Consider the following 24,351-nt stretch of genomic DNA (forward strand, 5'->3'; position numbering starts at 1 on the left):
GCCCGCCGGGTTCCGGGGTGGGCGGGGGTGTGACCAGGCGACGTGGTCGAACGTTGCTGCGACCCGGTAGCGTGCAGCCGTCGATTCGGTAAGTCTGCACGTTGGTAGGAGTCACGGTGACGCAGAGCGGACAGGGGCACGACCCGCAGAATGCTGCGGCCGGTCCCGCCCGAGAGGGCATTGTGCTGCCCGCCAACGGTGAGCAGTGGGTGCCCGACCAGCAGGCCGCGCCGGCGGCCGGCCAGCCGTGGGGCCAGCCCTGGGGGCCCGGTCAGCAGGACGCCCTCGCCCCCCAGCCGTACGGCGCGGCACCCGCCCAGGGGCAGCCGCAGACGTACGGCCAGGAGCAGCCGCAGGGTTACGGCCAGGACCACCAGCAGGGTTTCGGCCAAGATCCACAGCGGGGATACCCCGCCCCCCAGGGGCAGCCGCAGGACCCGCAGGGCGGCCAGGGCTTCCCGGCGCCGCCCCAGGGGCAGCCGCCGGTGCCGCCCCCGCCGCCGGCCCCGCCCGCGATGCCGCAGCAGGCGCCGCAGCAGGGTGCACTGCCGCCGGCCGGCCCGGAGGGCCGGCCCACGCCCTCGTACGGCGGCCAGGGCGGGCCCGGTGCACTGCCGCCCGCGGGGCAGCAGCCCTACGACGCCGGACAGCAGCCGCCCCAGCAGGGATACGGTCAGCAGCCCCCGCAGGGCCAGCAGCCCGCACAGGGGCAACAGCCCCCGCAGGCCCAGCCCCAGCAGCCGTACGGACAGCAGCCTCAGGACCCGTCCGGAGCGCTGGTGAAGGCGACCCCGCAGACCGGGGCTCCGCTGCCGCCCGCCTCGGGCGATGCGGAGGCCACCGCGCTGATTCCCCCCATAGGCGGGCAGTCGGGCGGCGCCGTGCCGCTGCCGCCCGAGGCGCGCTCCCGGCCCGAGACGCCCGACGAGTCCACCACCATGCTGCGCGCGATCAAGCCGAAGCAGGGCGGCCCCCAGGGCGCCGCCCAGCCGATGCCCGGCGCCCAGAGTGCGGGCGACGGCGACGCCACCCAGCTCATCCCGCCGGTGGGTGCCGGCGCACCGCCCCCGCCGCCCGGCGCCCCGTACGGCGTCCGCCCCGGCGCGCCCGGTGACCGCCCCACGCCCGCCGAGTTCGAGGGCCTCTTCCGCGACGGTCCGGGGACGTCCGGAGCGGCCGGGGCACCGGACTCCACGGCGCAGCTGCCGCGCTTCGAGGACCCGGGCCGCCCGCCGTACGGCCAGAGCCAGCCGCCCCAGCAGCAGTACGGGCAGCAGTTCCCGCCGGCCGGCGGCTACGACCAGCCGACCTCGTACGACGACGACGGCGGCGGGCGCCGCCGGCTCCCCACGGCCGCGCTCATCGGCATCGGCATCGTGGCCCTCCTCGGCGCCGGCCTCGGCATCGGCTGGGCGCTGAGCGGCAGCAGCAGCGACGACGGTGCCAAGCAGGACTCCGGGGCCGGTGCGTCCAAGGCGGCGAAGGAGTCGGAGCAGCCGAAGCCGTCCGCCGACCCCGCCCAGGCGCAGGCCAAGGACCTGGACGCGCTGCTGGGCGACAGCAACAACAGCCGCTCCTCCGTGATCGGCGCCGTCAACAGCATCAAGACGTGCAGCAACCTCGACGGCGCGGCCAAGGACCTGCGGTCCGCGGCCGGGCAGCGCAACGACCTGGTGAAGCGGCTGCAGCAGCTCTCCGTCGACAAGATCCCCGACCACGCCCGGCTGACCGCGGCGCTCACCAAGGCCTGGCAGTCCTCGGCCGCCGCGGACAACCACTACGCGGCCTGGGCCGGCCAGGTAGGCGGCAAGAAGGGCTGCCACAAGGGCCGGGCCCGCGGCACCGGGCAGGCCGCCCAGGGCAATGTGGCCAGCGGCCAGGCGACCCAGGCCAAGCGGCAGGCGGCCCAGATCTGGAACCCGCTCGCGCAGAAGTACGGGCTGACGGAGCGCCGTCCCGAGCAGCTCTGAGCCACCGGCGGGGGCGGAGCGCCGGGCGGCCCGCCCCGTCCCGCTCAGTCGTCGGAGTGCCGCCGCTCCAGCGTGCTGGTGACGTTCACGAAGCCCTGCCGGGCGGCGGCCAACTCGCCGTCCCGTACGACCTGGTAGGTCACCGTCCCGTTCACGATGCGCGGGAAGTCCTGGACGGCGAGCATGTCCTCGTCGCGCCAGCGCAGCTTGGGGGTCAGCCCGCCGGTGTCGACGGCGCGGTCCCCGCGGTCCAGCGCCTTCTGGAGGGCGTGCGAGGTGATGTCCTCGGTGCCCTGGTCGTCGAGCTGTTCGACGAGCGAGCGCAGCACGGTGTAGGCGATCCAGGTGGTCTGGACGCCCTGGTCGGCCGGGTCGATGCGGTTGTCGTCGAAGGCGAAGTCGGTGATGACCTTGCGCATCGGGTCCCAGCGGTGATCGCTGGCGACCGGGTACCAGCCGGTGATGTCCGCGCCCTCCAGCGGCCCGGCCGAGCCGCCCGTACGGTTCACCAGCGACTGGCCGACGCTGCCCAGGACGGAGGCGACCCGCACCCGGAGGTTGTCCTCCTGGAGCCGCCGGAACGAGTCGAAGAACGCGTCGGTGTGGTCGCCGAGCGAGGCGCTCACGCACGCGCCGTCCGCCTTGCCGTCGGCCCTGGGCGAGCCGTAGACGGCCGGGTCGGCGTGCACCCCGTCCAGCGCGCGGTTCACCTCGGACGAGTAGTCGGTCCCGTCCTCGGGCGCCTTGATGTCCTTGGCCGGCTGCCGATGGCCGCTCGTCAGGCCGGAGTTGAGCAGCGAGGGCATCTGGTCGCCCTGGATGGTGTCCGGGCGGACCAGCGCGACGCGCTTGCAGTCGCCGACCAGCTGGCGGCCGTTCCCCGCGAGCAGGGACGCCTGGCCCCCGTTGACGGGGTAGGACAGCGGGCTCTCGAACTCCTCGTCCGAGGCGCCGTAGCCGCCGATGAAGGGGATGCCCTTGACCTCCAGCGGCGACATGAACGCGCGGCCGAACTGGCTGTACGAGCCGACGACGGCGACCGCGCCCTCGTCCACGGCGCGCTGCGCGCACTGCGCGGCGTACACCGAGTCATTGCGCTCGTTGCAGGTCAGCACCCGCAGATGGTGGCCCCTGATGCCGCCGCGGGAGTTGACCCAGCGGGCGTAGGCCTCCGCCATGGCCGGCATCCCCGGCATATTGGTCGCCTTGGTGTCCTCGGGCGCCCAGGTCATCACCGTGATCGGATCCTTCTCCCCGGAATCCCCCGTGCCGGGAAGCGAGCCCCAGCCCGCGAGCAGGGACGCTATGACCGCCGTACATGCCGCCGCCGAAGCGATCGGGATCACACGCGCACGGGAGAAGGGGCGGGGGATAAGGCGTCGCCGTCCGGTCATGACACCGCAGCCTTCCGTCCTGCCCGGAACGGGTGAGTGACGATATGGCAAGGAAAGGTGACGCTGAGGTGAACTCCGGGGGGCCGCTTGAGATCACCTGACCGGAACGTACGATCCAATACTGTGCAAGGTTCGGAGAAGTCTTCCCGTCGTGGCCGCCGCTCCACCACCATGGGCGGTATGCCGCTCAACGACATGCCGTGGTGGCGCTGGCGCAGCAATGTGCGCTCCGCGCTGCACATGCTCTCCGACCCCGCCTTCCAGCAGGAGGCCTGGCTCGCCGGCCGGCCCGGCTACGGCGATGTCACCGACGCCGTCTACCGGCTCGTCGAGGACACCTGGCTGGACAACTGGTCCGCCGAGAAGTACGTCGGCACGATCTTCCGGGACAGCCAGGAGGCCCAGCTCGTCGACGCCGCCGTGCTGCGGGTGCTGCGGATCATGCACCAGGTCGGCGCGGACGCTCCGGTCGCCGCGTACATGGAGCACCAGGGCTGGCCGGAGGCCGTCCGCGCGGCCCGGGAGGCCCATGTGCAGCTGGCGACGGCGGACGGCGAGGACCCCGATACCGTGCCCCGCTCGCTGGAGGTGCTGGCCATCATGACCGGTCAGGCGGACGCCCCGGCCTGAGCTGCCCGACAGGTGTGCGACCCTATGAGGTCATGAGCGAGTCGCAGCCCACCCAGCCCGGTCAGCACGATCGGAACGGTCAGAACGATCAGTACGTCCTCACGCTGTCCTGCCCGGACAAGCAGGGGATCGTGCACGCCGTGTCCAGCTACCTCTTCATCACCGGCTGCAACATCGAGGACAGCCAGCAGTTCGGCGACCGGGACACCGGGCTGTTCTTCATGCGGGTCCACTTCAGCGCGGACGCCTCGGTCAGCGTCGACAAGCTGCGGGCCAGCTTCGCGGCGGTGGGCGACTCCTTCGGCATGGACTGGCAGATCCACCGGGCCGACGAGAAGATGCGGATCATCCTGATGGTGTCCAAGTTCGGGCACTGCCTCAACGACCTGCTCTTCCGCTCCCGGATCGGCGCGCTGCCGGTCGAGATCGCGGCCGTGGTCTCCAACCACAAGGACTTCGCCGAGCTGGTCGGCTCGTACAACATCCCGTTCCATCACATTCCGGTCACCCGCGACACCAAGGCCGAGGCCGAGGCGCGGCTGCTGGAGCTGGTCGAGGCCGAGCGGGTCGAGCTGGTGGTCCTCGCCCGCTACATGCAGGTGCTCTCCGACGATCTGTGCAAGGCGCTGTCCGGCCGGATCATCAACATCCACCACTCCTTCCTCCCGAGCTTCAAGGGCGCCAAGCCGTACCACCAGGCTCACGCCCGCGGCGTCAAGCTCATCGGTGCCACCGCGCACTACGTCACCGCGGACCTCGACGAGGGCCCGATCATCGAGCAGGAGGTCGAGCGGGTCGGCCACGAGGTCACCCCGGACCAGCTGGTGGCGATCGGCCGCGACGTCGAGTGCCAGGCGCTGGCCCGAGCCGTGAAGTGGCACAGCGAGCGCCGGGTCCTCCTCAACGGCAGCCGGACTGTGGTGTTCGCCTGAGGTTGGGCGGGCGGTGGTCTTTGCCTGAGGCCGATCGGACTGTGGTGTTCGCCTGAGGTCGAGCGGACCGTGGTCTTTGCCTGAGGCCGGTTTTCCGCCGCCGCGGGATGCGCTCGGCACGGAATACCCTCGCCGCGGACCTCGCTCCGGAATACCCTCCGCACCTCTCACGTTGTGGCCCCGAGGGGGCGCTCGGACCCCCTACGGGACCCGTTCGACCGCCCCTTACCGGCGAGCGCCAGCGGCCCGACCGCCCCCTACTGGCCAGCGCAAACCAGCACCAGCCACCCCTAAAGCCGGGAGAGCGAAGCCGTCGCGAAGAGGACGTCGCGGATCGCGTCGCGTTCGCCGAGCTGGCCCGCGGCGGCCTCCTCGGGGGAGATGTGGCCGGCGGCCAGCTGGCAGAACTCGGCGCTGTCCAGGGCGATGTGGGCGACGGTGTGTTCCGGGGTACCCAGGGCGGCCGGTGAGTCCAGCGCTATGTACCAGTGGCCGCCGCCGTTGCCCTCGACCTCCAGATGGAGGGTGCGGCCCGGGGCGCCCGCCTCGACCAGCCGCTGCGGCGGCGCGGCGAGCCCGGCCCGCCGGCGGTCGGCCAGCGCGCTGGGCAGCAGCCGGGCGGCGAGGTCGACCAGCTGGTGGAGGTGCGCGGCGGCCGGGGGCTCGTACGGATAGTCCACGGCCTCGGCGATGTCGCCGGCGTGCACCCAGCACTCGAAGGCGCGGTCCAGGAACGAGTCGCGCAGCGGGAGCCGGAAGTCGCCGTACGGCACGGCGAGTTCGGCGACCTTGGTGCCGGCGAACGACACCTGGCGGATCAGCGCGCTGCTCTGGTCGCGCCACGGGGCGTGGGTGGCGAGCGGGCTCTGCTTCTCGTCCGCCGCCCGCCAGAACGTTTCCGTACGGATGAGGGGATCCGGGGCGCCCGGCGGGGCGGCGGTGCCGAGCGGGTCGGTCAGCCCGAGCGCCGTCGCGACCAGGCCGTCCACCGCCATCAGATGGCCCATGACACCGGCGACGGTGGTCTCCCGCTCGACCGGGCGCTCGCCCTCGAACCAGCGCAGCCGCACCGGGGCGCGCCACTCCGCCGGGCCCATGTCCCGCAGCAGCGCGTCCAGCTTGGCGGTCTCCGCGTCGTACGGCGTCGCCCACTCGGGCACCGGGATACGGGCCGGCCGACGGCCCAGACAGAGCTCCAGTACCCGGGAGCGCAGCAGCGGATCGAGATCGAGGCTGTCGGCGGGATGCAGCAGCCCGACGGCCTCGCGCAGCCGCAGCGCTTCGTCCGCGCAGGAGGCGTAGTCGGTCAGATGCGCCTCGACGGCGGCGGTCTCCTCGGCGGAGCAGGCCGCCAGCGCCCAGGCGCCGAGCAGCGACTTGAGGATCCGGTGCGGCGGGGCGCCGGCCGGGGCGGGAATGATGACGGGTGCCACGGGCGGCTCGGTCCCGTCGCCGGTCTCCGGGGCGGGGGAGGTGCCGGCGGGGCCGTCCGGCTCGGCGACGGGCAGCGGCGCGGGGTCCGGGAGCGGGCCGCGGTCCTCGGGGGCGGATCGCGGTGACGGTATCCGCGGCCGTTCGCCGGGGCTGTCGGACAGTTCGCGGCCGTCCCACTCGTCCGGGCCGTTCACAGTGACCGTCCATGGCCCGGGCCGGGCGGCGCGGAGGCCCCCGGGCCGGTGTACGGGGAGTGTGGCGGGCGCGGGCCGCGGGGAGCGTGCGGGGCACGGGCGGTGGGTGCCGGGTGCGCGGCACGGTGGGCCGGCGGCAGGGCCTGGTGGGTGCGGGCGGTGGACAGCAGCTGCAACCCCAGACGGAGCCGGCGCCGGGCCTCGTCCTCCGTGACGCCCAGGTCGGCGGCGGTCTGGCGGTAGTCCCGGCGCTGGAAGTACGCCAGCTCCAGGGCGGCCCGCAGGGGCGCGGGCATGGACGTGACGATGTAGTCGGCGCGGGCGGCGGTGGAGGCCTCGTGGATCTTCTGCTCTATCTCGGCGGGCTCGGGGGCCTCGGACCCGCCGTCGCGCGCCGAGGCGGCCTCGGTCTGGCGCAGCCGCTGGACGGCCTGATGGCGGGTGACCGCGGCGACCCAGGAACGCAGGGTGCCCTGCTTGGGGTCGTAGGAATCCGGGTGCTCCCAGACGTAGGCGAACACTTCGCGGGTGACGCGGTCGGCGGCGTCCTCGTCGTCCAGGACGCGGTGGGCGAGGCTGTGCACCAGAGAGGCGAAGCGGTCGTAGACCTCGCCGAGCGCGGCGGCTTCGCCGTGGGTGAGCCGCTGTTGCATGCGCCTGTCCCAACGCGGTGACGCGTCGTGTCCCATGGGGTCCTCATCCCTGCCCGCCGCCTCGGGCTCACACCTCAGCCGTCGCTCCTGCACCCGCTCCCGGACCTGTGTGCACCCTCACAGGCCCGCCGTGCCCTCGAATGTAATGCGCGGGTCCGACAACGCACGCTCCTTTGCGGCAAACCGAGCCCGGGGCGGGACGGGAATGGTAAGAGCCGGGCGTGCCGGAAGTCCTCGCTTTGTGGCGATACTGCCCGATCGAAGCGGATCGATGCGGATCGTTCTTGTCCGCTCAGCGGTATGTGTTATCCGTGTGTGACCGGATGTCGGCGAAAGGCAGGGGGCGCCTGGGCATAGCCTTGGGCGGGACGGCCCGTTGCGCCAAGGGTTCCCAGGTGTTTCAGGGGAGGGAGGCCGGGCAGTCGAGGCGGGGAAGGGTGAGTTCCGGACACCCCCGGGATCATCCGGTACGAAAGCGAGCGAAAGGCTTCGAGCGCGTGTCGTTGAAGGTGGCAGAAGACGAAAAGGGCCCCTGGGCCGTACTGCAGGTCTCCGGTGAGATGGACCTGGTCACGTCGCCTGCGGTGCGCCAGCACGTGCACGACGCGGTGGCCGACGGCCGGCGCTCCCTCGTGCTCGATCTCTCCGAGGTGAGGTTCTGCGATTCCAGCGGCGTCGGGGTGCTGATCGCCGCCCGCCGGCTGATGCGCTCCTGTCAGGGGCGGCTGCGGCTGATCCTCCCCGCGCAGGGCGCCGTGGACGGTTCGCACGTCAACCGGGTGCTGGCCGCTCTCGGCGTCCGCCGCCTCTTCGAGGTCTACCCGGACCTGCGCACCGCCGTCGACGAAGCCGCCGCGCCGCTCACCGCCTGAGGCGGACCGGGCCGCACCCCTTCCGCTCGTACGACGAAGCCGCCTCCGCCCGAGGCGCCGGGCCTCGCATGCACCCGGCCCCGCACTCACTCGCCCTCACCCGCCCCCGTCCCCACCCGCCCGTACGGAAGCTCCGCGCGTACGACGAAGCCGCCGTCGGAGGTGCGCCGCGCCTCCAGCGTTCCGCCGAGGCTCTGGGCGCGCTCGCGCAGCCCGACCAGCCCGTGTCCGCCGCCGGGCAGCGCGGGGACCGTTGCCGTCTCATCCGGCGGCCCGTTGCGGATCTCCACCCGCAGCCCGTCCCCCGCACGGCTCTCCCCGGCGCCCCCGGACCTGTCCGCGCCCTCGACCCGCACCGCGTCCAGCGGATCCACGCGTATCCGGACCCGCGCCCCCGGTGCATGCTTGCGGACGTTGGTGAGCGCCTCCTGGACCGTACGGAAGGCCGCCCGCTCCACGGTCTTCGCGCCCTTCGCGCCGGCCACCACGCCGCCCTCGTACGTCACGTCCAGCGCGCTCATCTCGATCAGCCGCGGCAGTTCCGCCAGATCGGGCTGCGGCGCGAGGTCCTGCGCCGCTCCGGTGTCGCCGCCGTCCGCCCGTAGTACGCCCACCATGTGCCGCAGCTCCTCCAGCGTCCGCACGGACAGCTCCCGGATCGTCCGGGCCCCGGCGCGCGCCGCCGCGTCCTCCGTACTGACCTGCACCGCCCCCGCCTGCAGGCTGATCAGGCTGACCTGGTGGGCCACCACGTCGTGCATCTCCCGGGCGAGCCGGGCGCGTTCGGTGGTCTTGACCCGGTCCGCGAGCAGCCGGTCCTCGCGCCGCAGACTGCGGGTCAGATCCTCGACACGGGAGGCGAGTTCGCGCCGGGTGCGCATCAGCAGGCCCAGGGCGATCGGTGCGGCCGAGGTGACGGTGGCGTCGATCAGCACCAGGGTGTTCTCGCGGTAGTCGTCGAGTTCGAAGTCGGAGATCGGATACGGGAAGAAGTGCGCGGCGATCAGCAGCACCGCGCAGCTGCCCAGCCGCGCCCGGCCGGGCCGGCGGGCGGCCAGGGTGTAGAGCCCGATCATCGGCGCGAACCAGATGTAGCCGATGTAGAGGCCGGGGAGGGTGAGGAGGAAGACCAGCAGAGGGAAGCGCCGGCGCACCAGCAGCACCACCGCGGCACCGACCGAGACCCCCAGCTCCAGGCCCATGCCGACGCCGTTGACCAGCATCGCGTCGGCGATCGCGAGCAGCACCGGGACCGCCACCGGCGCGATCCGGCGCAGCAGCCGCCCCGGGGCCCCGTGTGCCGCCGCCCGCCACGCGGCCGCCAGCGGCCCGGCGGGCCCCCGACGGCGCACCCGCCCCCCGCCGGTGCTCACCACGACCCCCGCGGAGCGCCGGTCACCAGGCCCGCACGGTCGGCGACGATGGCCGCCTGGACGCGGTTGATGCCGCCCAATTTGCCCAGCAGGGCGCGCACATGGTCCTTGACCGTACTGGGGGCCAGCCCCATCCGGTCGGCTATCTGGGCGTTGCCCAGGCCCTCGCCGAGCAGGGCGAGCACCTCCGACTCCCGCGGCGTCAGCCCGCGCACCGCCCGAGCCGCCGCGTTCTGGTCCTCGGCGGTCAGATAGCCGCCGATCACCGCGCGCGTCACCCCCGGATCCAGCACGCTGCCGCCGTCCGCCAGCGTCCGTACGGCGCGGACGAGTTGCTCCGGGTCGGAGTCCTTGAGCAGGAACCCGGCCGCGCCCTCGCGCAGCGCCGCAGTGAGGTACTCCTGGGCGTCGAAGGTGGTCAGCATCGCCACCGCGGGCGGCTCGGGGGCGGCGAGCAGCCGGCGCAGCACGGTCAGCCCGTCCACGTCCGGCATCCGGATGTCGAGCAGCACGACCTGAGCCGCGCACTCCCGCACGGTCTCCACGGCCTGTGCCCCACTACAGTCCGCGACCATCTCGATGTCCGGGGCGGTCCCCAGGATCATCCGCAGTCCGGATCTGACCAGCCGCTCGTCGTCCACCACAGCGACACGGATCACCGGCCGCCCCTTTCTCCTACGCACCCGTTCCGAGCCCGCGGAACCGCCCGGCGCTGCGCGACTCCGTCCCCTGCCGTACGGGCCCGCCCTGCGACGGACCACCACCCCCGCCGAGCGGCGGGGGTCGGCCCGCGACCTGTGGAGGATGCCCCGGGGCGGGCCCCGTTGGCAGAGTGGTCCTTATGCTGCACCACTGAAGAGGCCACAAGCCCAGGACGCGTTGCAGTTCACATCGGCGGCCGCCGCGACCCCCACACGCGACGGCCGTCTTTGGCTGTGCGGGGGCGGTCCGGAGGGGGATCTCCCCCGCACAACCAGGGCGTTTGCGGCGGCCCTTCGCATACGGGCTCTTTCACCCCCGGGCGCGCACCCCGAGTCCCCGCAACCCGTCACGCCTCCCCGAGCGCGGTGGTGAACCGCACCGCCGGATACGCAACTCCCGCGCGCCCGGCCCCTGGTCCGTGCCCGCCCGGCCCTGGCCCGTGCCCGTCATGCCGGAGCCGTCGCCCCTACGCCCTGCCGTCACACCCCGCCGTTACGTCCCACCGCCGGCGTCCGGAAGCCCTCCGCCCGCACCCCGCCGTACGGCCCGAACCCGCGCCCGGTGGCCAGGACGACCACGGAGGTCATGGCCGCCAGGCCGTACGCCGTCGTGGCCATGGACAGCGCGCCCGCGGTCGTCTCGACGGACTGGTTGAAGAAGTCCGTGACGGTCAGCCAGACCACCGTGCGCACGGTCAGATACAGCTCCATCGCGGCGAAGACCAGGAGCGCGCCGCGGACTTCCCGTCGGCCGCGGAAGGCCAGCACGCCCAGGACCAGCAGGACGAGCACCGACCCCAGGGTGGTGAACGCGGCGGACGCAGACATGTCGAGGGTGCCCAGCACCGAGCCGTCGACCGCATCGCGCAGATAGCGCAGCGCGTCCGCGTCGGCGGCCGTCAGATCGGCCACCACCCAGCCGAGCCGGGCCAGGCCCATCAGCAGGAACAGCACGCCGCAGATCCGCGACGAGCGGCGCCAGTCGGCTTCCGGGGCCGGCGCGCTCCGGCCGGCCGGGCGGGCGGAGCGCCACCGCTCGGTCGCCGGGAACATCACGCACAGCACGACCAGCGCCACCACCAGCCCCAGACCGCGGGTGGCCAGCGCCCAGCTGCCCAGCGGGTCGTTGCTGTACTCATGGCGGTAGGCGGCGTGGCACAGGCCCACGCCCTCCCGTAACGAGGCGGCGAGCAGCAGGAAGCCCGACAGCAGGGCGGCGGAGCGGGCCAGCCGCCGCCGCGCCAGCGCCAGCCCTGCGATCACCAGGAACGCGGCGGTGAAGGCCCATTCGTACGGGCCGAGCAGCGAGGGTGCGGCGGCGGAACCCGGATTGAACAGGCCCTCGATGAAGTCCCAGGCGCTGCCGTCGCCTTGGACGATGCCGCAGACCGTCCAGGCCAGCAGCGCGCCCGCGTACAGGGCCAGGCACAGACCGGTGAGGAGATAGGCGTCGCGGTGCTCCGGGGCGGCCCGGCCCGGGTCGGGGCCCGGACGGACGTCCACCGTTCCTCCGTCCTGCATCACCATGACCGACCCCCGCTCCGCCTCTCGCAGCTGTCGCACCGGCAGTTCCCGTACAACAGGCTCACTGTGTCAAGGACGGCGGGAGAGCCGGTGGAGGTTCCACCCCGTGTGTCGGGTGGTTCCCCTTTCGCATGATCAGCGCACCTGGCGGGCGGTGGCCGCGATGTAGTCCCGGATGCCCTGGCGGGTGGTGGCCCGCAGCGCGGTGAGGGCTTCGTGGTCCTCGACCCGGTGGAGCTCGGTCACCGCCGACATCACCCGCTCGCCGCGGTCGAGTATCTCCGGGTCGTCGGTCACCATCTGCGCCCGGAACATGGCCTCTTGGGCCGTATAGCGGTTCTTGTAGATCTCCTCGCGCAGCTCCGGGGTGTCCTCGGCGCAGCGCTCGCCCTCGTGCACCACGAACCAGCGGTGGACGAGGACCCGCCGGTAGTCCAGCAGCGCGCCCGCGTAGGCGCAGTACGCGTCGATCCGCTCCTGCCGCAGCCGCTCCGCGCGGGCGAACCGCTCGCTGCGGTCGGTCGCCCGGCTCTGGAAGAAATGGGTGATGCCGGAACCCAGCAGGGTGCCGATGACGGCCACCACGCTTGCCACAACTGCCTCCATGCAGGCAGTGGATCACAGCGGGGCCGGGATGCGGCAGGGTGTGCGCGACCATGGCCGGTCCGTGGTGCGCGCGCCCTGCCGGCCGGGAAGTGGTGCGGCAAGATGGGGCCATGGGGATCGTCGGTGGCGAGGGCAGACTGATCGGCGGCCGCTACCGGCTGGAGGTCCGGCTGGGCCGTGGCGGAATGGGGACCGTCTGGCGCGCCCAGGACGAGCTGTTGGGCCGCCGGGTCGCCGTGAAGGAACTGCACGTGGGGGAGGGCCCGGACGAGCCCGAGGCGCGGGTGCAGCGCGGCCGGGCGATGCGGGAGGCGCGCACCGTCGCCCGGATCAAGCACCCCAACGTGGTCGTCGTGCACGACGTCGTCGAGCAGGACGGCCGGCCGTGGATCGTGATGGAGCTGGTCGAGGGGCCGTCGCTGGCCGACCGGCTGCACAGCGGGGGACCGGTCGCGCCCCGCGAGGCGGCCCGGATCGGCGTCGCGCTGCTGGGCGCCCTGCGGGCCGCGCACACCCGCGGGGTGCTGCACCGCGACCTCAAGCCCGCCAACGTGCTGATGGAGCCGGGCACCGGCCGGGTCGTGCTCACCGACTTCGGGGTCGCGCAGGTCTCCGGCGTCCCGACGCTGACCGACACCGGCGGCTTCGTCGGCTCGCCGGAGTACACCGCGCCGGAGCGGATGGCCGGCCGCGGCACGGGGCCCGAGGCCGACCTCTGGTCGCTGGGGGTGCTGCTGTGTGCCGCGCTCAGCGGCTCCTCCCCCTTCCGCCGCGACTCGCTGGGCGCCGTGCTGCACGCCGTCGTGTCCGAGGAGATCGAACTCCCCGAAGCCGCCCGCCCGTTACGTGCCGTCGTCGACGGCCTGCTGGAGCGCGATCCGGAGCGCCGGCTGGGCGTCGCCGAGACGGAGCAGCTGCTGCGCGGCTATCTGCGGTCGGGCCGCGCGCCCGAGCGCGAGCACGGCGGACCCGGGCCCGGCCGCGCGCCGGAGCGCGGTCCGGGCGGGCACGGACGTGGCCAGGGCGCCGGGCGCGCCGCCGAGGCCGTGGCGGACGCGCGCGGGGCGGCGGGTCCCGGCGGGCCGCACGCCGGCACCCGCCGGGACGGGCCGCGCGCCGGTGGGCCGAAGGACCCGTACGATCCCGGCGCCGACGTCCATGCCGCCCTGCGCGACGGGGCCGAGGGCGGCCCGCCCGGTGAACACCCGCCCAGCGAGGACCCGTTGGCCGCGGGAGTGGGGCCCGCCGCCGCGGCCGGTCCGGGTCCTGCCCCTGCCGCGGGCGGCGCCGGGCGCACCGGCGGCCGTGCGGGCGGCCGCGCCCCGGGCGCTCCGGTGCTGGCGGCGTTCGACGACCGGGCGCTGGCCGCGGCCGCCCGCCCGCACACCGGCCGCACCCGCACCGCCCTGCTGGTCGCGCTGGCGGCGGTGGTGATCGGCGGTACGGGCGCGGGCCTGACCGTGCTGCTGACGCACCGGAACGGGACAGACGACAGCACCGGCCGTTCCCGGCAGACCTCGGGCCCGGGGCCGGCGCGGGGCACCGGCGGCGCGACGCCCACCGTCACGGTCACCGCTCCGCCCTCGCCGGCACCCGCCGGCACGCTCCCGGCCGGCTACCGGCTCGTCCGCGACCCGGCCGGCTTCGTGATCGCCGTACCGGCCGGCTTCCGCCGCGCGTCCGCGCACGACCGGGTCTCCTACTCCTCCCGGGGCAGCCGCTTCCGGATCGGCGTCCAGCTGCAGCAGCAGCTGCCCCAGGGGCCGCTGGGCGCGCTGCGGACGGCGGACGCGCGGGGCCCCGCCGACCACCCCGGCTACCGAGAGGGCCGCGTCACCGAGACCACCCACAACGGACTGCGGGCCGGGCTCTGGCAGTTCGCCTGGGACGGCGGCGCGCACGACGGCGGCCCCCGGTACACCTATGACCTCTGTTGGGACGAGGGCGCCAAGATGATCGACGTGTGGATCTCCGCCCCGCCCGGCTCGCGCGGCGAGGCCCGACGCCACCTCGACATCGCGCTCGACGCCTTCCGGCTGCCGGGGTCGTGAGCCCGGCCTCCCGGTCGTCCCAGACCAGCGCCCTTGCGGCCAGCAGGCGCTGGCGCGATTGTGCGTACGCCGTGAAAACTCATTACTCCCGGGTACACAAAGCGTCCGGGGAGGCATACCCTCGCCGACATGACGGACTCGCAGGACACCGGAACAGCCCCCTCCGCCGCCGCCGAGGCCCCCGACGACGCTCCCGCAACCACCGCGCCCGCGGAGGCCGCCGCGCCTGCCGAGGCCGCCACGGCACCCGCCGAGGCCGCCGCTGCGCCCGCCACGGCACCCGCCGACGGCAACCCGGTCGCCCCCGCCCCGGCCGGCGCCCGGACCGCGGCCGAGGTGGTCACGCCCGAGCTCGCCGCCCGGCTCACCCGCGGTGTAGTGGGCAGCGGCCGGACCGCCAACCACACCCCGTTCACCGGGGAGAAGCTGGCCGACCTGCCCGAGTCCACCCCCGAGGACGTCGCGACCGCCTTCGAGCGGGCCCGCGCCGCCCAGGAACGCTGGGCCAAGGTCCCGGTCCGGCAGCGAGCGGCGGTCCTGCTCCGCTTCCACGACCTGGTGCTCAGCCGCCAGGCCGAGGTGCTCGACCTGATCCAGCTGGAGACCGGCAAGGCGCGGCTGCACGCCCACGAGGAAGTGCTGTCGGTCGCGGTCACCGCCCGCCACTACGGCCGCAAGGCCCCCGCCTACCTCCGGCCCAAGGCGCACACCGGCGTCGTACCGACCCTCACCAAGGTCACCGAACTCCGCCAGCCCCGGGGCGTCATCGGGCAGATAGCCCCCTGGAACTACCCCTTCGAGCTGTCCGTCGGCGACGCCCTGCCGGCCTTCGTCGCGGGCAACGCCGTGGTCATGAAGCCCGACACGGAGACCGCGCTGACCGCGCTGTGGGCCCGTGAGCAGCTCATCGAGGCCGGGCTGCCGGAGGACGTCTGGCAGGTGGTGATCGGCGAGGGCCCGGTCGTCGGCCCCGCCGTCGTCGAGCACGCCGACTACGTCTCCTTCACCGGCTCGACCCGTACGGGCCGCGAGGTCGCCCAGGGCGCCGCCGCCCGCCTGGTCGGCGTCTCCCTCGAACTCGGCGGCAAGAATGCCATGTTGGTCCTCCAGGACGCCGATGTGGAGAAGGCCGCCGCCGGCGCCGTTCGTGGCTGCTTCTCCTCCGCCGGCCAGCTGTGCATCTCCATCGAGCGGCTGTACGTCCACGAGTCCATCGCCGATGACTTCGTCCAGCGGTTCGCGGCCCGGACGAAGGCGATGCGGCTGGGCAACGCCCTCGCCTACGGCGCCGACATGGGCTCGCTGGTCGGCGAGCGCCAGCTGGAGACCGTCACCCGCCACGTCGAGGAGGCCGTCGCCAAGGGCGCCGAGGTGCTCGCCGGCGGCCGCCCCCGCCCCGACATCGGCCCGCTCTTCTACGAGCCCACCATCCTCGACGGCGTCCAGGCCCCGATGGCCGTCTGTGGCGAGGAGACCTTCGGCCCGGTCGTCTCGATCTACCGCTTCCGCGACGAGGACGAGGCGGTGGCGCTCGCCAACGCCACGCCGTACGGCCTGAATTCCAGCGTCTGGACCAAGGACGGCCGCCGCGGCCGCGCCGTCGCCGCCCGGCTGCGGACCGGCACGGTCAACGTCAACGAGTCCTACGCCGCCGGCTACGGCAGCGTGCAGTCGCCGATGGGCGGCATGGGGGACTCGGGCCTCGGCCGCCGGCACGGTTCCGAGGGCATCCTCAAATACACCGAGGCACAGACCGTCGCCCAGCAGCGGTTGATGCCGATCGCTCCCTCCTTCGGGCTGACCGACGAGAAGTACGCACAGCTGATGACCCGCAGCCTGCGCGCGATGAAGGCGTTCCGCCTGCGCTGAGGCCACCCGCGGCAGGTCAGCCGGCCCCGCCGCTCCGCCAGAACCAGCAGGGAGAGCCAGTGCCCCAGGAGAACTCTGCCCGCCCCCAGGACCCGGACGGCGCCGGGACGGACGGCTACGACTACGACGTGCTCGTCATCGGCTCCGGCTTCGGCGGCGCGGTCTCCGCACTGCGGCTGACCGAGAAGGGCTATCGCGTCGGCGTCCTCGAAGCCGGCCGGCGTTTCACCCGGGAGACGCTGCCGAAGAACTCCTGGGACCTGCGCAACTATCTGTGGGCCCCGGCGCTCGGCTGCTACGGCATCCAGCGCATCCATCTGCTGGGCAACGTGATGGTGCTGGCGGGCGCCGGCGTCGGCGGCGGCTCGCTCAACTACGCCAACACCCTCTACGTGCCGCCGAAGCCGTTCTTCGACGACCCGCAGTGGAAGGACATCACCGACTGGCAGGAGGAGTTGACGCCGTACTACGACCAGGCACGGCGGATGCTGGGGGTGCGGCTCAACCCGACGATGACGCCCTCCGACGTCCATCTGAAGGCGGCCGCGGACGCCATGGGCGTCGGCGACTCCTTCCACATGGCGCCGGTCGGGGTGTTCTTCGGGGACGGCGAGGACGCGGACGGCAGCGCGCGGGGGAATCCGGGGGCGGAGGTGCCCGACCCCTACTTCGGCGGCGCCGGCCCGGCCCGCCGCGCGTGCACCGAATGCGGGGAGTGCATGACGGGCTGCCGCCACGGCGCCAAGAACACCCTCAACGAGAACTACCTCCACCTCGCCGAACGGGCCGGTGCGGTCATCCACCCGATGACCTCGGTCGTCTCGCTGACCGAGGACTCCCGCGGCGGCTTCGCCGCCGGCACCCTCCCGACGGACAACAAGAAGAAGGGCGCGGGCCGTACGTTCACCGCCCGCCGCGTCGTCCTCGCGGCCGGCACCTACGGCACGCAGACCCTGCTGCACCGGATGAAGGACAGCGGCCTGCTGCCGTACGTCTCCGGCCGGCTCGGCGCGCTGACCCGCACCAACTCCGAGGCCCTGGTCGGCGCGCAGACCGACAACCGCCGCTACCGCAAGCGGCACGGCACGAAGGCCGACTTCACCCGGGGCGTGGCGATCACCTCGTCGATCCACCCCGACGAGAACACCCACATCGAGCCGGTCCGCTACGGCAGGGGCTCCAACGCGATGGGCGGGCTGACCGTCCTCCAGGTGCCCTACCGGCCCGCCGGGCGGGTCGCGGGCTGGCTGGCGAACGTGGCCCGCCACCCGCTGCTGGCCGTGCGGTCGCTGTCCAACCGCCGCTGGTCGGAGCGGACCATCATCGGCCTGGTCATGCAGTCCCTCGACAACTCGCTGACGACGTACCGGAAACCGAAGGGACTCGGCAAGGGCCTGCTCACCGCGCGGCAGGGCCACGGCGCGCCCAACCCGGGGCAGATCCCCGAGGCCACCGAGGCGGCCACGCTGCTCGCCGAGGAGATCAACGGCTTCGCGGGCAGCAATGTCGGCGAGCTGATGGGCACCCCGCTGACCGCGCACTTCCTGGGCGGCTGCCCGATCGGTGCGGACGCCGACCAGGGCGTCATCGACCCGTACCACCGCCTCTACGGCCACCCGGGCATCTCGGTCGTCGACGGCGCCGCGGTCTCCGCCAACCTGGGCGTCAACCCGTCGCTGACCATCACCGCGCAGGCCGAGCGGGCGATGTCGCTGTGGCCCAACAAGGGCGAGCCGGACCCGCGCCCCGCCCAGGGCCGCGGCTACCGGCGGCTGACGCCGGTCGAGCCGGTCCGCCCGGCCGTCCCCGCGAAGGCGTTCGGCGCGTTGCACCTGCCGCTCCTGGCCGTCCCGCCGGTGCCGCCGAAGAAGTCCACGTCCGCCGGCCAGTAGACGCCTTCGGCTCACCCGGGACGCACACCCGGCCGTGACGAGGGGCCGCACCCGCTCCGGATGCGGCCCCCACTGCCCTGCGCCCGTTACGCGGCGGCGCCACCGTCCGTCCTACGGCGGCGGACGGCGAAGACCGCGCCCGCGCCGACGACCATGGCGACACCGCCCACGAGGGCGAGGGTGGGCAGCGCGGAGGACGCACCGGTCTCGGCGAGGTTCCCGGTCACCGGCAGCTTGTCCATGCCGGCCTTCGGCTTGGCGGTGCCGACCGGCTTCCCGCCGCCCTGCGGGCCGGGCTTGTTACCGTGCTTGCCGGGCTTGGCCGGCGGGATCGTGCCGGGGTGGCTGCCGGCGGTCAGGATCGTGAAGTCGTACCACTGCTCCTTCGACCAGCCGCAGGACCCGTCCTTGTTCTGGTAGTCGCCCGCGACCAGCGCGAAACCGTCACCGGCCGTGGCGCCCTTGTCGGCGCGGATACGCATCTTCAACTCGGCGGTCTGGTGCCCGTCGAGCTGGAACCAGCCGAAGTACTGGCCGTCGGTCCACTCGTCGAACGAGGTCCACTTGCCGGTGTCCGGGTTCTGGTACTCCAGGTCGAGCTGGGACGTGGGGTGGTCCATGTGCTCGGTCGGCACCGCGTAGATGACCGGGTAGACCTCGTCGAGCGTGTGGTCCGTGGTGTTGGCCAGGTGCACGCTGAAGCCCTTCCAGCCGCCGCCGGCGACGAGCTTGGAGGGCAGATGGGCGACGGTCACCTTGATCGCGGCGTCGTCGACCGTGCAGTCGGACTCGTCCCCGTCGTCGCCCGGCTCGGTGGGCTCGGCGGAGGCGGAGGGCTTGGCGGGGCTGCCGGTCTTGGTGCCGTTGCCGGGGGTGGCCGGGGCGGACGGCGTGGTGCCGCCCCCGGTCTCCGCACCGGTCGTGGCGTCGTCGCCCCCGGTGGTGTCGCCCGGCGCGCTCTCGTCACCGGCGCCCGGCGTCGCCGGCTGGGTGGTGGTGTCGCCGGACTGCTCGGTAGCGGGGGTGCCCGGCGTCGGCTCGGCGCTCGCGCCGGCCGCGGTCTCGGGACCGGTCGTCGCGAACGCGGCGGGGGCCGCCATCAGGGCGGCGGGCGCTATGACGGCCGTCGCGGCGGCGGCCGTCAGGGCACGGCGAAGCTTCATCGAGAAGACCTCTCGGGGTCCAGCGTGCCGAAATCCGGCACAAGTGGGTAGCGGGCCGTCGCGGTGGGGCGCGGTATGGCCGTGCGATTGCAGGTACATGACCAGCCATGGCTGAAAAAGGTTGTTCGCTCAACCAGAACTGCCGCCGTGATGCCCGTCACACCCGTCACAGCTGACTCACGGGCTTCTCAAGGGAAACGCACAGGCCAGGTCCGGCGGGGGGGGCGTGCGCCGGGCGCACGCCCCCCATAGCGAAGGGCCCCGGATGCCGTCCGCGAGGGGGGTGCGGACGGCCACGGGGCCCTTGGCTTTCGGTGCCGGCGTCAGGGCAGCGCCGGTACCGATGGCGGCGCTGGGGGGGGGGTAGCGCCGCTGGCTCTTGAGGTGGTGCGCGATGCTGCGGATCCCGCGGTGGCCGGATCCATGGCGTGGCAGAAGGTCCCTGCCGGAAGCGGAGTGTGGTGCGTCAAGCATCGTCCTGGATGCGCCTCACCTGGCGCAACCGTTTCGACCGGATGCGGTCGGCCCCGGGCGTCCCCAGGACCGACCACCCCATCGGATGTGACCGGGCTGCTGTCCCCTGCTGACCGGTCACTGCACGGAGCGAGGTCCCACGACGCGGACCGCGCTGGCGGTCGGCGTCTCATCGCTCCGGGGTTCCGCCCGTGGGGCGGCGTCTACGCGTAGTCCTGCAGGCCGCGCCTGGCTGGCGTGGCACCGGGATCAACGAAGCCTCGCGGCGGCCGGTCACGCGCCGTACGGGTGAGTCGGCAACCGAACGCAGGTCCGGCAATTGCGCCGGGGCGCGCCCGCTCTGCCACGCGCTCCGCCGCTACCGGAAGCCGGCCGGACACCGTCGGGAACCAGCCATGCCGCGGGCCCCGGATGCCTCAGATCTGGCCCCGGGACAGCTCCAGCAGGGTCATCGCCAGCGCGGTGCCCGGCTTGCCGAGTTGGTCGCGGTAGTGGGCGAGGATCTCCATCTCGCGGGAGAGGTTCACCCGTCGCCCGCCCGAGGTGAGGCGCTCGCGCTGGATGACGGCCGAGACGGCCATCCGTTCTTGGACGAGGCCGATGATCCGGCCGTCGAGATCGTCGATCCGCTGCCGTGCGTCGGTGATGATCCCGGCGGCCTCCGGGGTGCGTGCCCCGGTCTCCGCGGCCGTGCCCGCGGCGGTGGGAGTCGTGCCGGGGGCGGTGGGGGTCTCGGTGCTCATGTGCGTCTCCTGGGGTGGGTGGCCCCGGAGCCGACGGCCGGTCCTGACAGACGCAGACGCCCCGGACCTTGTCGGCCCGGGGCGCCTGGGAAGTTGCTCGTCAGTGGATCAAGCAGCACGACCATGGCAGCCGGTTGGGCCGGTGCCATAGGTAAAGACGAAGGTCAGCTGCTTGTTCATGGGGCTCAGTATGAGCCCGTTAGAATCGAAAGTCCAACCCTGCTCCACACCGCCGGAAGGCCGCCGAAGTGCCATCAGCGCCCCCTGCCGCTGCCCCGGACGTCGTCCTCGTAGTCGACTTCGGCGCACAGTACGCCCAGCTCATCGCCCGCCGAGTCCGTGAGGCCCGGGTCTACAGCGAGATCGTGCCGTCCACCATGCCGGTGGCCGAGATGCTCGCCAAGAATCCGAAGGCGATCATCCTCTCCGGCGGTCCCTCGTCCGTCTACGCCGAGGACGCCCCCAGCCTGGACCGTTCGCTGTTCGAGGCCGGTGTCCCCGTCTTCGGCATGTGCTACGGCTTCCAGCTCATGGCCACCACCCTCGGTGGCACCGTCGACAACACCGGCGCCCGCGAGTACGGCCGTACCCCGCTGACCGTCACCCGCCCGGGATCCACCCTCTTCGAGGGCACCCCCGCCGCGCAGTCGGTGTGGATGTCCCACGGCGACGCCTGCTCCGCCGCCCCCGAGGGCTTCACGGTCACCGCGTCCACCGACGTGGTCCCGGTCGCCGCCTTCGAGAACGACGAGAAGAAGCTCTACGGCGTCCAGTACCACCCCGAGGTCATGCACTCCACGCACGGCCAGCAGGTCCTGGAGCACTTCCTCTACCGGGGCGCCGGCCTGGAGCCGAACTGGACCACCACCAGCGTGGTCGAGGAGCAGGTCGCCGCGATCCGCGCGCAGGTCGGCACCAAGCGCGCGATCTGCGGGCTGTCCGGCGGCGTGGACTCCGCGGTCGCCGCCGCTCTCGTCCAGAAGGCCATCGGCGACCAGCTGACCTGCGTCTACGTCGACCACGGCCTGATGCGCAAGGGCGAGTCCGAGCAGGTCGAGAAGGACTTCGTGGCCGCCACCGGCGTCCAGTTGAAGGTCGTCGACGCCGAGGAGCGCTTCCTGACCGCACTGGCCGGGGTCAGCGACCCCGAGCAGAAGCGGAAGATCATCGGCCGCGAGTTCATCCGCGTCTTCGAGCAGGCCCAGGCCGAGTTGGTGGCCGAGGCCGGCGCCGAGGGCGAGGAAGTCGCCTTCCTGGTACAGGGCACGCTCTACCCGGACATCGTCGAGTCCGGCGGCGGCACGGGCACCGCCAACATCAAGTCGCACCACAACGTCGGCGGCCTCCCCGACGACATCGAGTTCGAGCTCGTCGAGCCGCTGCGCCAGCTGTTCAAGGACGAGGTCCGGATGGTCGGCACCGAGCTCGGCCTGCCCGAAGAGATCGTCCAGCGCCAGCCGTTCCCCGGCCCTGGCCTGGGCATCCGTATCGTCGGCGAGGTCACCAGGGAGCGCCTGGACCTGCTGCGCGAGGCCGACGCCATCGCCCGCGAGGAGCTGACCGCGGCCGGTCTGGACCGCGAGATCTGGCAGTGCCCGGTGGTCCTGCTCGCCGACGTCCGCTCGGTCGGCGTCCAGGGCGACGGCCGGACGTACGGCCACCCGATCGTGCTGCGCCCGGTGTCCTCCGAGGACGCGATGACCGCGGACTGGACCCGGATGCCGTACGAGGTGCTGGCCCGCATCTCCACCCGCATCACCAACGAGGTCGCCGACGTCAACCGCGTCGTCCTCGACGTCACCAGCAAGCCGCCGGGCACCATCGAGTGGGAGTGATCCCACCCGCCGCCTGACCACGCCGCCGCCCGGTCCGCCGGGCGGCGGCGTGCTGCGTTGTGCGGGCGAGGGCGTTCATGATGCAGGCCGACCGATCTGTGTCCGTCCCGGCCCTGGTGACCTGCGGTACTGAAAGGTAGCTTCCGCTTCGAGCATCAAGCGCCGTACGTGCCAGGAGGAGAGCCGGGATGCCCGAGCCGACGCCCATACCCACCGAACAGCTGCACTTCGCGATGCCGCCGACGCACGAGACCGTCGAGGGCGAACGGCGCCACCGCAAGGAGCGCCTGGTCGCGGCGCTGCGCCTCTTCGGGCGCTGCGGATTCGAGGAGGGCGTCGCGGGCCACATCACCGCCCGCGACCCGGAGTTCCCGCACTGCTTCTGGGTCAACCCCTTCGGGATGTCGTTCCGGCACATCACCGTCAGCGATCTGATCCTCGTGAACGCGGAGGGCAAGGTCGTCGAGGGCCGCTACCACGTCAACCAGGCCGCGTTCGCCATCCACGCCCAGGTCCACCGGGCCCGCCCGGACGTCGTCGCCGCGGCGCACAGCCACTCCACCTACGGCCGGGCGCTGTCCGCGCTGGGCGAGCTGCTGGAGCCGATCACCCAGGACGTCTGCGCCTTCTACGAGGACCATGCGCTCTTCGACGACTACACGGGCGTGGTCGTGGACGAGGAGGAGGGTCGGCGGATCGCGGCCGCTCTCGGCCCGCACAAGGCCGTGATCCTGCGCAACCACGGGCTGTTGACGGTCGGCGACTCGGTCGACGCGGCGGCGTGGTGGTTCCTGACGATGGAGCGCTCCTGCCAGGTCCAGCTCACCGCGAAGGCGGCCGGCAAGCCGGTGCTGATCGACCACCACAGCGCCGTCCACACCCGCGAACAGCTGGGCAACGACCTGGTCGCCTGGATCAACTACCAGCCGCTGTACCAGCAGACCGCCCGCAGCGAGCCGGACCTCTTCGACTGAGGGCGGCTGTTCGGGACGGGGCCTGCGGGCCGGGCCTGCGGGCCGGGCCTGCGGGGTGGGCCTGCGCGACGGCAGCCACGTACGTCTGCCACGTACGGCCGCCCCGCAGGCCCCGGTCTCACGAGGGTGGCAACAGCTCGCGCAGCGGCGCCACGGTCGCCGAGATGCCGTGGCTGAACGGCGCGTTGAAGTCCCAGACCAGGAACAGCAGAAAGGCGATCAGCGCGCTGAAGAGGCCGGCCATCAGCAACTCCCGCCCCGAACGCCGGATCTGCAACGTGAACATCACGCCGATGGAGATGGCGCCCCCGGCGATCAGCCCGAACCACACCACGCCCGGCAGCGTCGAATCGGCCGCGTCCGCACGGGCGGCGCGGGCCCCGTCGGCCGCCGCGACCTGATCGATCAGGGGCTGGTAGGACTGCCCTTCGAAGTCGTTGCGCGGGTGGTAGTCGGTGACGTCCGCCCGGACCTTCGTCAGCAGCTCGCCGCCACGCCGGGTCAGTTCCCCCTGCTCGGCCATGACCGGCCATTCCTTGTGCACCACATACGTCACATAGGCCCCGACATCCGAGCGGATCCGGTCCCGCACCGGCGTGGGGTAGGCCCGGGCTCGCGCACTGACCTCGTGCAGCGCCTGGGCCTCGGTCCGTACGGTGTCCTCGGCCGCACTCCTCGCCTCCCAGACGCCGGCGATGGCCAGGCCCAGCACGATCGCGTACACCACCCCCACCATCATCGTCAGATACTCGATCACATCCGGCGTTTCGGTCGGGTCGTCGTCCTCGCTGATCCGCCGCTCCTTGAGGACGGTGATGGTCAGGACGACGCCGCAGACCGCGGCCATGGCGATGGTCAGCACCAGCCATTGCGACATGGAGACCTCCTACGAGGAACGGCGCCCGGCGGAACCGGACGAGGAGCTCGAACGGGGACGGAGGGCGGCCCCGGCCAACACGGCCGGAGCGGTGAGCAGCAAGACCGTGGTCACCATCGAGCGCCCGTGGCGCGGCGGGTGGGACACCGGCGGATGGCTGCGGGGCAGGACGGGCGGCGGGGAGGAGGGG

At 73.2% G+C, this 24,351-nt stretch carries 20 protein-coding genes; 10 read left to right on the top strand and 10 right to left on the bottom strand.

The features are described 5' to 3' along the window. Positions 1-116: 116 nt before the first annotated feature. Complete coding sequence (locus EST54_RS26825) at positions 117-1,970, top strand: hypothetical protein (protein WP_392567424.1); 1,854 nt, start codon at positions 117-119, stop codon at positions 1,968-1,970. Positions 1,971-2,014: 44 nt separating this feature from the next. Here EST54_RS26825 and EST54_RS26830 read toward each other — a convergent pair whose 3' ends face one another. Continuing rightward, positions 2,015-3,364 carry an ABC transporter substrate-binding protein gene (locus EST54_RS26830; protein ID WP_129250299.1) on the bottom strand — a complete coding sequence of 450 codons (1,350 nt, stop codon included), beginning with the start codon at positions 3,362-3,364 and terminating at the stop codon, positions 2,015-2,017. Positions 3,365-3,535: 171 nt separating this feature from the next. Between EST54_RS26830 and EST54_RS26835 the strand changes: the two genes are divergently transcribed. Together EST54_RS26835 and purU are read left to right on the top strand one after the other, a co-directional pair. Further along, positions 3,536-3,994, top strand: a complete 459-nt coding sequence (locus EST54_RS26835; RefSeq protein WP_174244099.1) for an SCO4402 family protein — start codon at positions 3,536-3,538, stop codon at positions 3,992-3,994. A gap of 32 nt (positions 3,995-4,026) precedes the next feature. Next, entirely contained in the window at positions 4,027-4,926 is a 900-nt protein-coding gene (purU, locus tag EST54_RS26840) for a formyltetrahydrofolate deformylase (RefSeq protein WP_129250301.1), read from the top strand. Between the two features lie 290 nt (positions 4,927-5,216). Here the strand turns inward: purU and EST54_RS26845 are convergent, their stop codons facing one another. Then, on the bottom strand, positions 5,217-6,554 hold the full coding sequence (locus EST54_RS26845) for a maleylpyruvate isomerase mycothiol-dependent enzyme family protein (protein ID WP_129250302.1): 1,338 nt from the start codon (positions 6,552-6,554) through the stop codon (positions 5,217-5,219). After that, the gene (locus EST54_RS26850) at positions 6,551-7,243 is read right to left on the bottom strand and encodes a sigma-70 family RNA polymerase sigma factor (protein WP_129250303.1); all 693 of its coding nucleotides are present in this window, start codon (positions 7,241-7,243) and stop codon (positions 6,551-6,553) included. The genes EST54_RS26845 and EST54_RS26850 overlap by 4 nt, the downstream gene beginning before the upstream one ends. A gap of 473 nt (positions 7,244-7,716) precedes the next feature. On the opposite strand from EST54_RS26850, the gene EST54_RS26855 reads away from it, so the two are divergent. Next, the gene (locus tag EST54_RS26855) at positions 7,717-8,079 is read left to right on the top strand and encodes an STAS domain-containing protein (protein WP_372448207.1); all 363 of its coding nucleotides are present in this window, start codon (positions 7,717-7,719) and stop codon (positions 8,077-8,079) included. Positions 8,080-8,165: 86 nt separating this feature from the next. Here the strand turns inward: EST54_RS26855 and EST54_RS26860 are convergent, their stop codons facing one another. From EST54_RS26860 to EST54_RS26875, 4 genes are all read right to left on the bottom strand, one after another. After that, entirely contained in the window at positions 8,166-9,452 is a 1,287-nt protein-coding gene (locus EST54_RS26860; RefSeq protein ID WP_372448206.1) for a sensor histidine kinase, read from the bottom strand. Beyond that, positions 9,449-10,111, bottom strand: coding sequence for a response regulator (locus EST54_RS26865; RefSeq protein ID WP_129250305.1), 663 nt, complete (start codon positions 10,109-10,111; stop codon positions 9,449-9,451). Before EST54_RS26865 ends, EST54_RS26860 begins: the two co-directional genes overlap by 4 nt. Before the next feature lie 522 nt (positions 10,112-10,633). Next, positions 10,634-11,716, bottom strand: coding sequence for a hypothetical protein (locus EST54_RS26870; RefSeq protein WP_244942623.1), 1,083 nt, complete (start codon positions 11,714-11,716; stop codon positions 10,634-10,636). Positions 11,717-11,812: 96 nt separating this feature from the next. Then, complete coding sequence (locus tag EST54_RS26875) at positions 11,813-12,283, bottom strand: hypothetical protein (RefSeq protein WP_129250306.1); 471 nt, start codon at positions 12,281-12,283, stop codon at positions 11,813-11,815. A gap of 110 nt (positions 12,284-12,393) precedes the next feature. On the opposite strand from EST54_RS26875, the gene EST54_RS26880 reads away from it, so the two are divergent. The 3 genes from EST54_RS26880 (at position 12,394) to EST54_RS26890 (ending at position 18,095) form a co-directional block, all read left to right on the top strand. Next, a complete protein-coding gene (locus EST54_RS26880; RefSeq protein WP_129250307.1) occupies positions 12,394-14,334 on the top strand; it encodes a serine/threonine-protein kinase in 1,941 nt (646 codons plus the stop codon). A 129-nt stretch (positions 14,335-14,463) separates the two neighbouring features. Continuing rightward, a complete protein-coding gene (locus tag EST54_RS26885) occupies positions 14,464-16,203 on the top strand; it encodes a succinic semialdehyde dehydrogenase (RefSeq protein WP_129250308.1) in 1,740 nt (579 codons plus the stop codon). A 59-nt stretch (positions 16,204-16,262) separates the two neighbouring features. Continuing rightward, the gene (locus EST54_RS26890) at positions 16,263-18,095 is read left to right on the top strand and encodes a GMC oxidoreductase (protein ID WP_129250309.1); all 1,833 of its coding nucleotides are present in this window, start codon (positions 16,263-16,265) and stop codon (positions 18,093-18,095) included. A gap of 86 nt (positions 18,096-18,181) precedes the next feature. Here the strand turns inward: EST54_RS26890 and EST54_RS26895 are convergent, their stop codons facing one another. After that, positions 18,182-19,258: an LAETG motif-containing sortase-dependent surface protein gene (locus tag EST54_RS26895; RefSeq protein ID WP_129250310.1), complete on the bottom strand. Its 1,077-nt coding sequence runs from the start codon at positions 19,256-19,258 to the stop codon at positions 18,182-18,184. Positions 19,259-20,148: 890 nt separating this feature from the next. Then, positions 20,149-20,475: a chorismate mutase gene (locus EST54_RS26900; protein WP_129250311.1), complete on the bottom strand. Its 327-nt coding sequence runs from the start codon at positions 20,473-20,475 to the stop codon at positions 20,149-20,151. 248 nt (positions 20,476-20,723) lie between these two features. Here EST54_RS26900 and guaA point away from each other — a divergent pair, with 248 nt between their 5' ends. Beyond that, positions 20,724-22,310, top strand: coding sequence for a glutamine-hydrolyzing GMP synthase (gene guaA, locus EST54_RS26905; protein WP_129250312.1), 1,587 nt, complete (start codon positions 20,724-20,726; stop codon positions 22,308-22,310). Positions 22,311-22,498: 188 nt separating this feature from the next. Then, positions 22,499-23,284, top strand: a complete 786-nt coding sequence (locus EST54_RS26910; protein WP_129250313.1) for a class II aldolase/adducin family protein — start codon at positions 22,499-22,501, stop codon at positions 23,282-23,284. A 118-nt stretch (positions 23,285-23,402) separates the two neighbouring features. On the opposite strand, the gene EST54_RS26915 is transcribed toward EST54_RS26910, so the two are convergent. Continuing rightward, positions 23,403-24,161 carry a bestrophin-like domain gene (locus EST54_RS26915; protein ID WP_129250314.1) on the bottom strand — a complete coding sequence of 253 codons (759 nt, stop codon included), beginning with the start codon at positions 24,159-24,161 and terminating at the stop codon, positions 23,403-23,405. On the opposite strand from EST54_RS26915, the gene EST54_RS34165 reads away from it, so the two are divergent. Then, positions 24,160-24,351: hypothetical protein (locus EST54_RS34165; protein ID WP_154074039.1), on the top strand; the 192-nt coding region annotated here is incomplete at its 3' end. The genes EST54_RS26915 and EST54_RS34165 overlap by 2 nt on opposite strands.

It is taken from the genome of Streptomyces sioyaensis (genome assembly GCF_004122735.1).
Taxonomy (GTDB): domain Bacteria; phylum Actinomycetota; class Actinomycetes; order Streptomycetales; family Streptomycetaceae; genus Streptomyces; species Streptomyces sioyaensis.

Coding starts and splice junctions, on each gene's coding strand:
- EST54_RS26830 (WP_129250299.1), bottom strand. CDS start 3,364: ATGACCGGACGGCGACGCCTTATCCCCCGCCCCTTCTCCCGTGCGCGT.
- EST54_RS26835 (WP_174244099.1), top strand. CDS start 3,536: ATGGGCGGTATGCCGCTCAACGACATGCCGTGGTGGCGCTGGCGCAGC.
- purU (WP_129250301.1), top strand. CDS start 4,027: ATGAGCGAGTCGCAGCCCACCCAGCCCGGTCAGCACGATCGGAACGGT.
- EST54_RS26850 (WP_129250303.1), bottom strand. CDS start 7,243: ATGGGACACGACGCGTCACCGCGTTGGGACAGGCGCATGCAACAGCGG.
- EST54_RS26875 (WP_129250306.1), bottom strand. CDS start 12,283: ATGGAGGCAGTTGTGGCAAGCGTGGTGGCCGTCATCGGCACCCTGCTG.
- EST54_RS26880 (WP_129250307.1), top strand. CDS start 12,394: ATGGGGATCGTCGGTGGCGAGGGCAGACTGATCGGCGGCCGCTACCGG.
- EST54_RS26885 (WP_129250308.1), top strand. CDS start 14,464: ATGACGGACTCGCAGGACACCGGAACAGCCCCCTCCGCCGCCGCCGAG.
- EST54_RS26895 (WP_129250310.1), bottom strand. CDS start 19,258: ATGAAGCTTCGCCGTGCCCTGACGGCCGCCGCCGCGACGGCCGTCATA.
- EST54_RS26900 (WP_129250311.1), bottom strand. CDS start 20,475: ATGAGCACCGAGACCCCCACCGCCCCCGGCACGACTCCCACCGCCGCG.
- EST54_RS26910 (WP_129250313.1), top strand. CDS start 22,499: ATGCCCGAGCCGACGCCCATACCCACCGAACAGCTGCACTTCGCGATG.
- EST54_RS26915 (WP_129250314.1), bottom strand. CDS start 24,161: ATGTCGCAATGGCTGGTGCTGACCATCGCCATGGCCGCGGTCTGCGGC.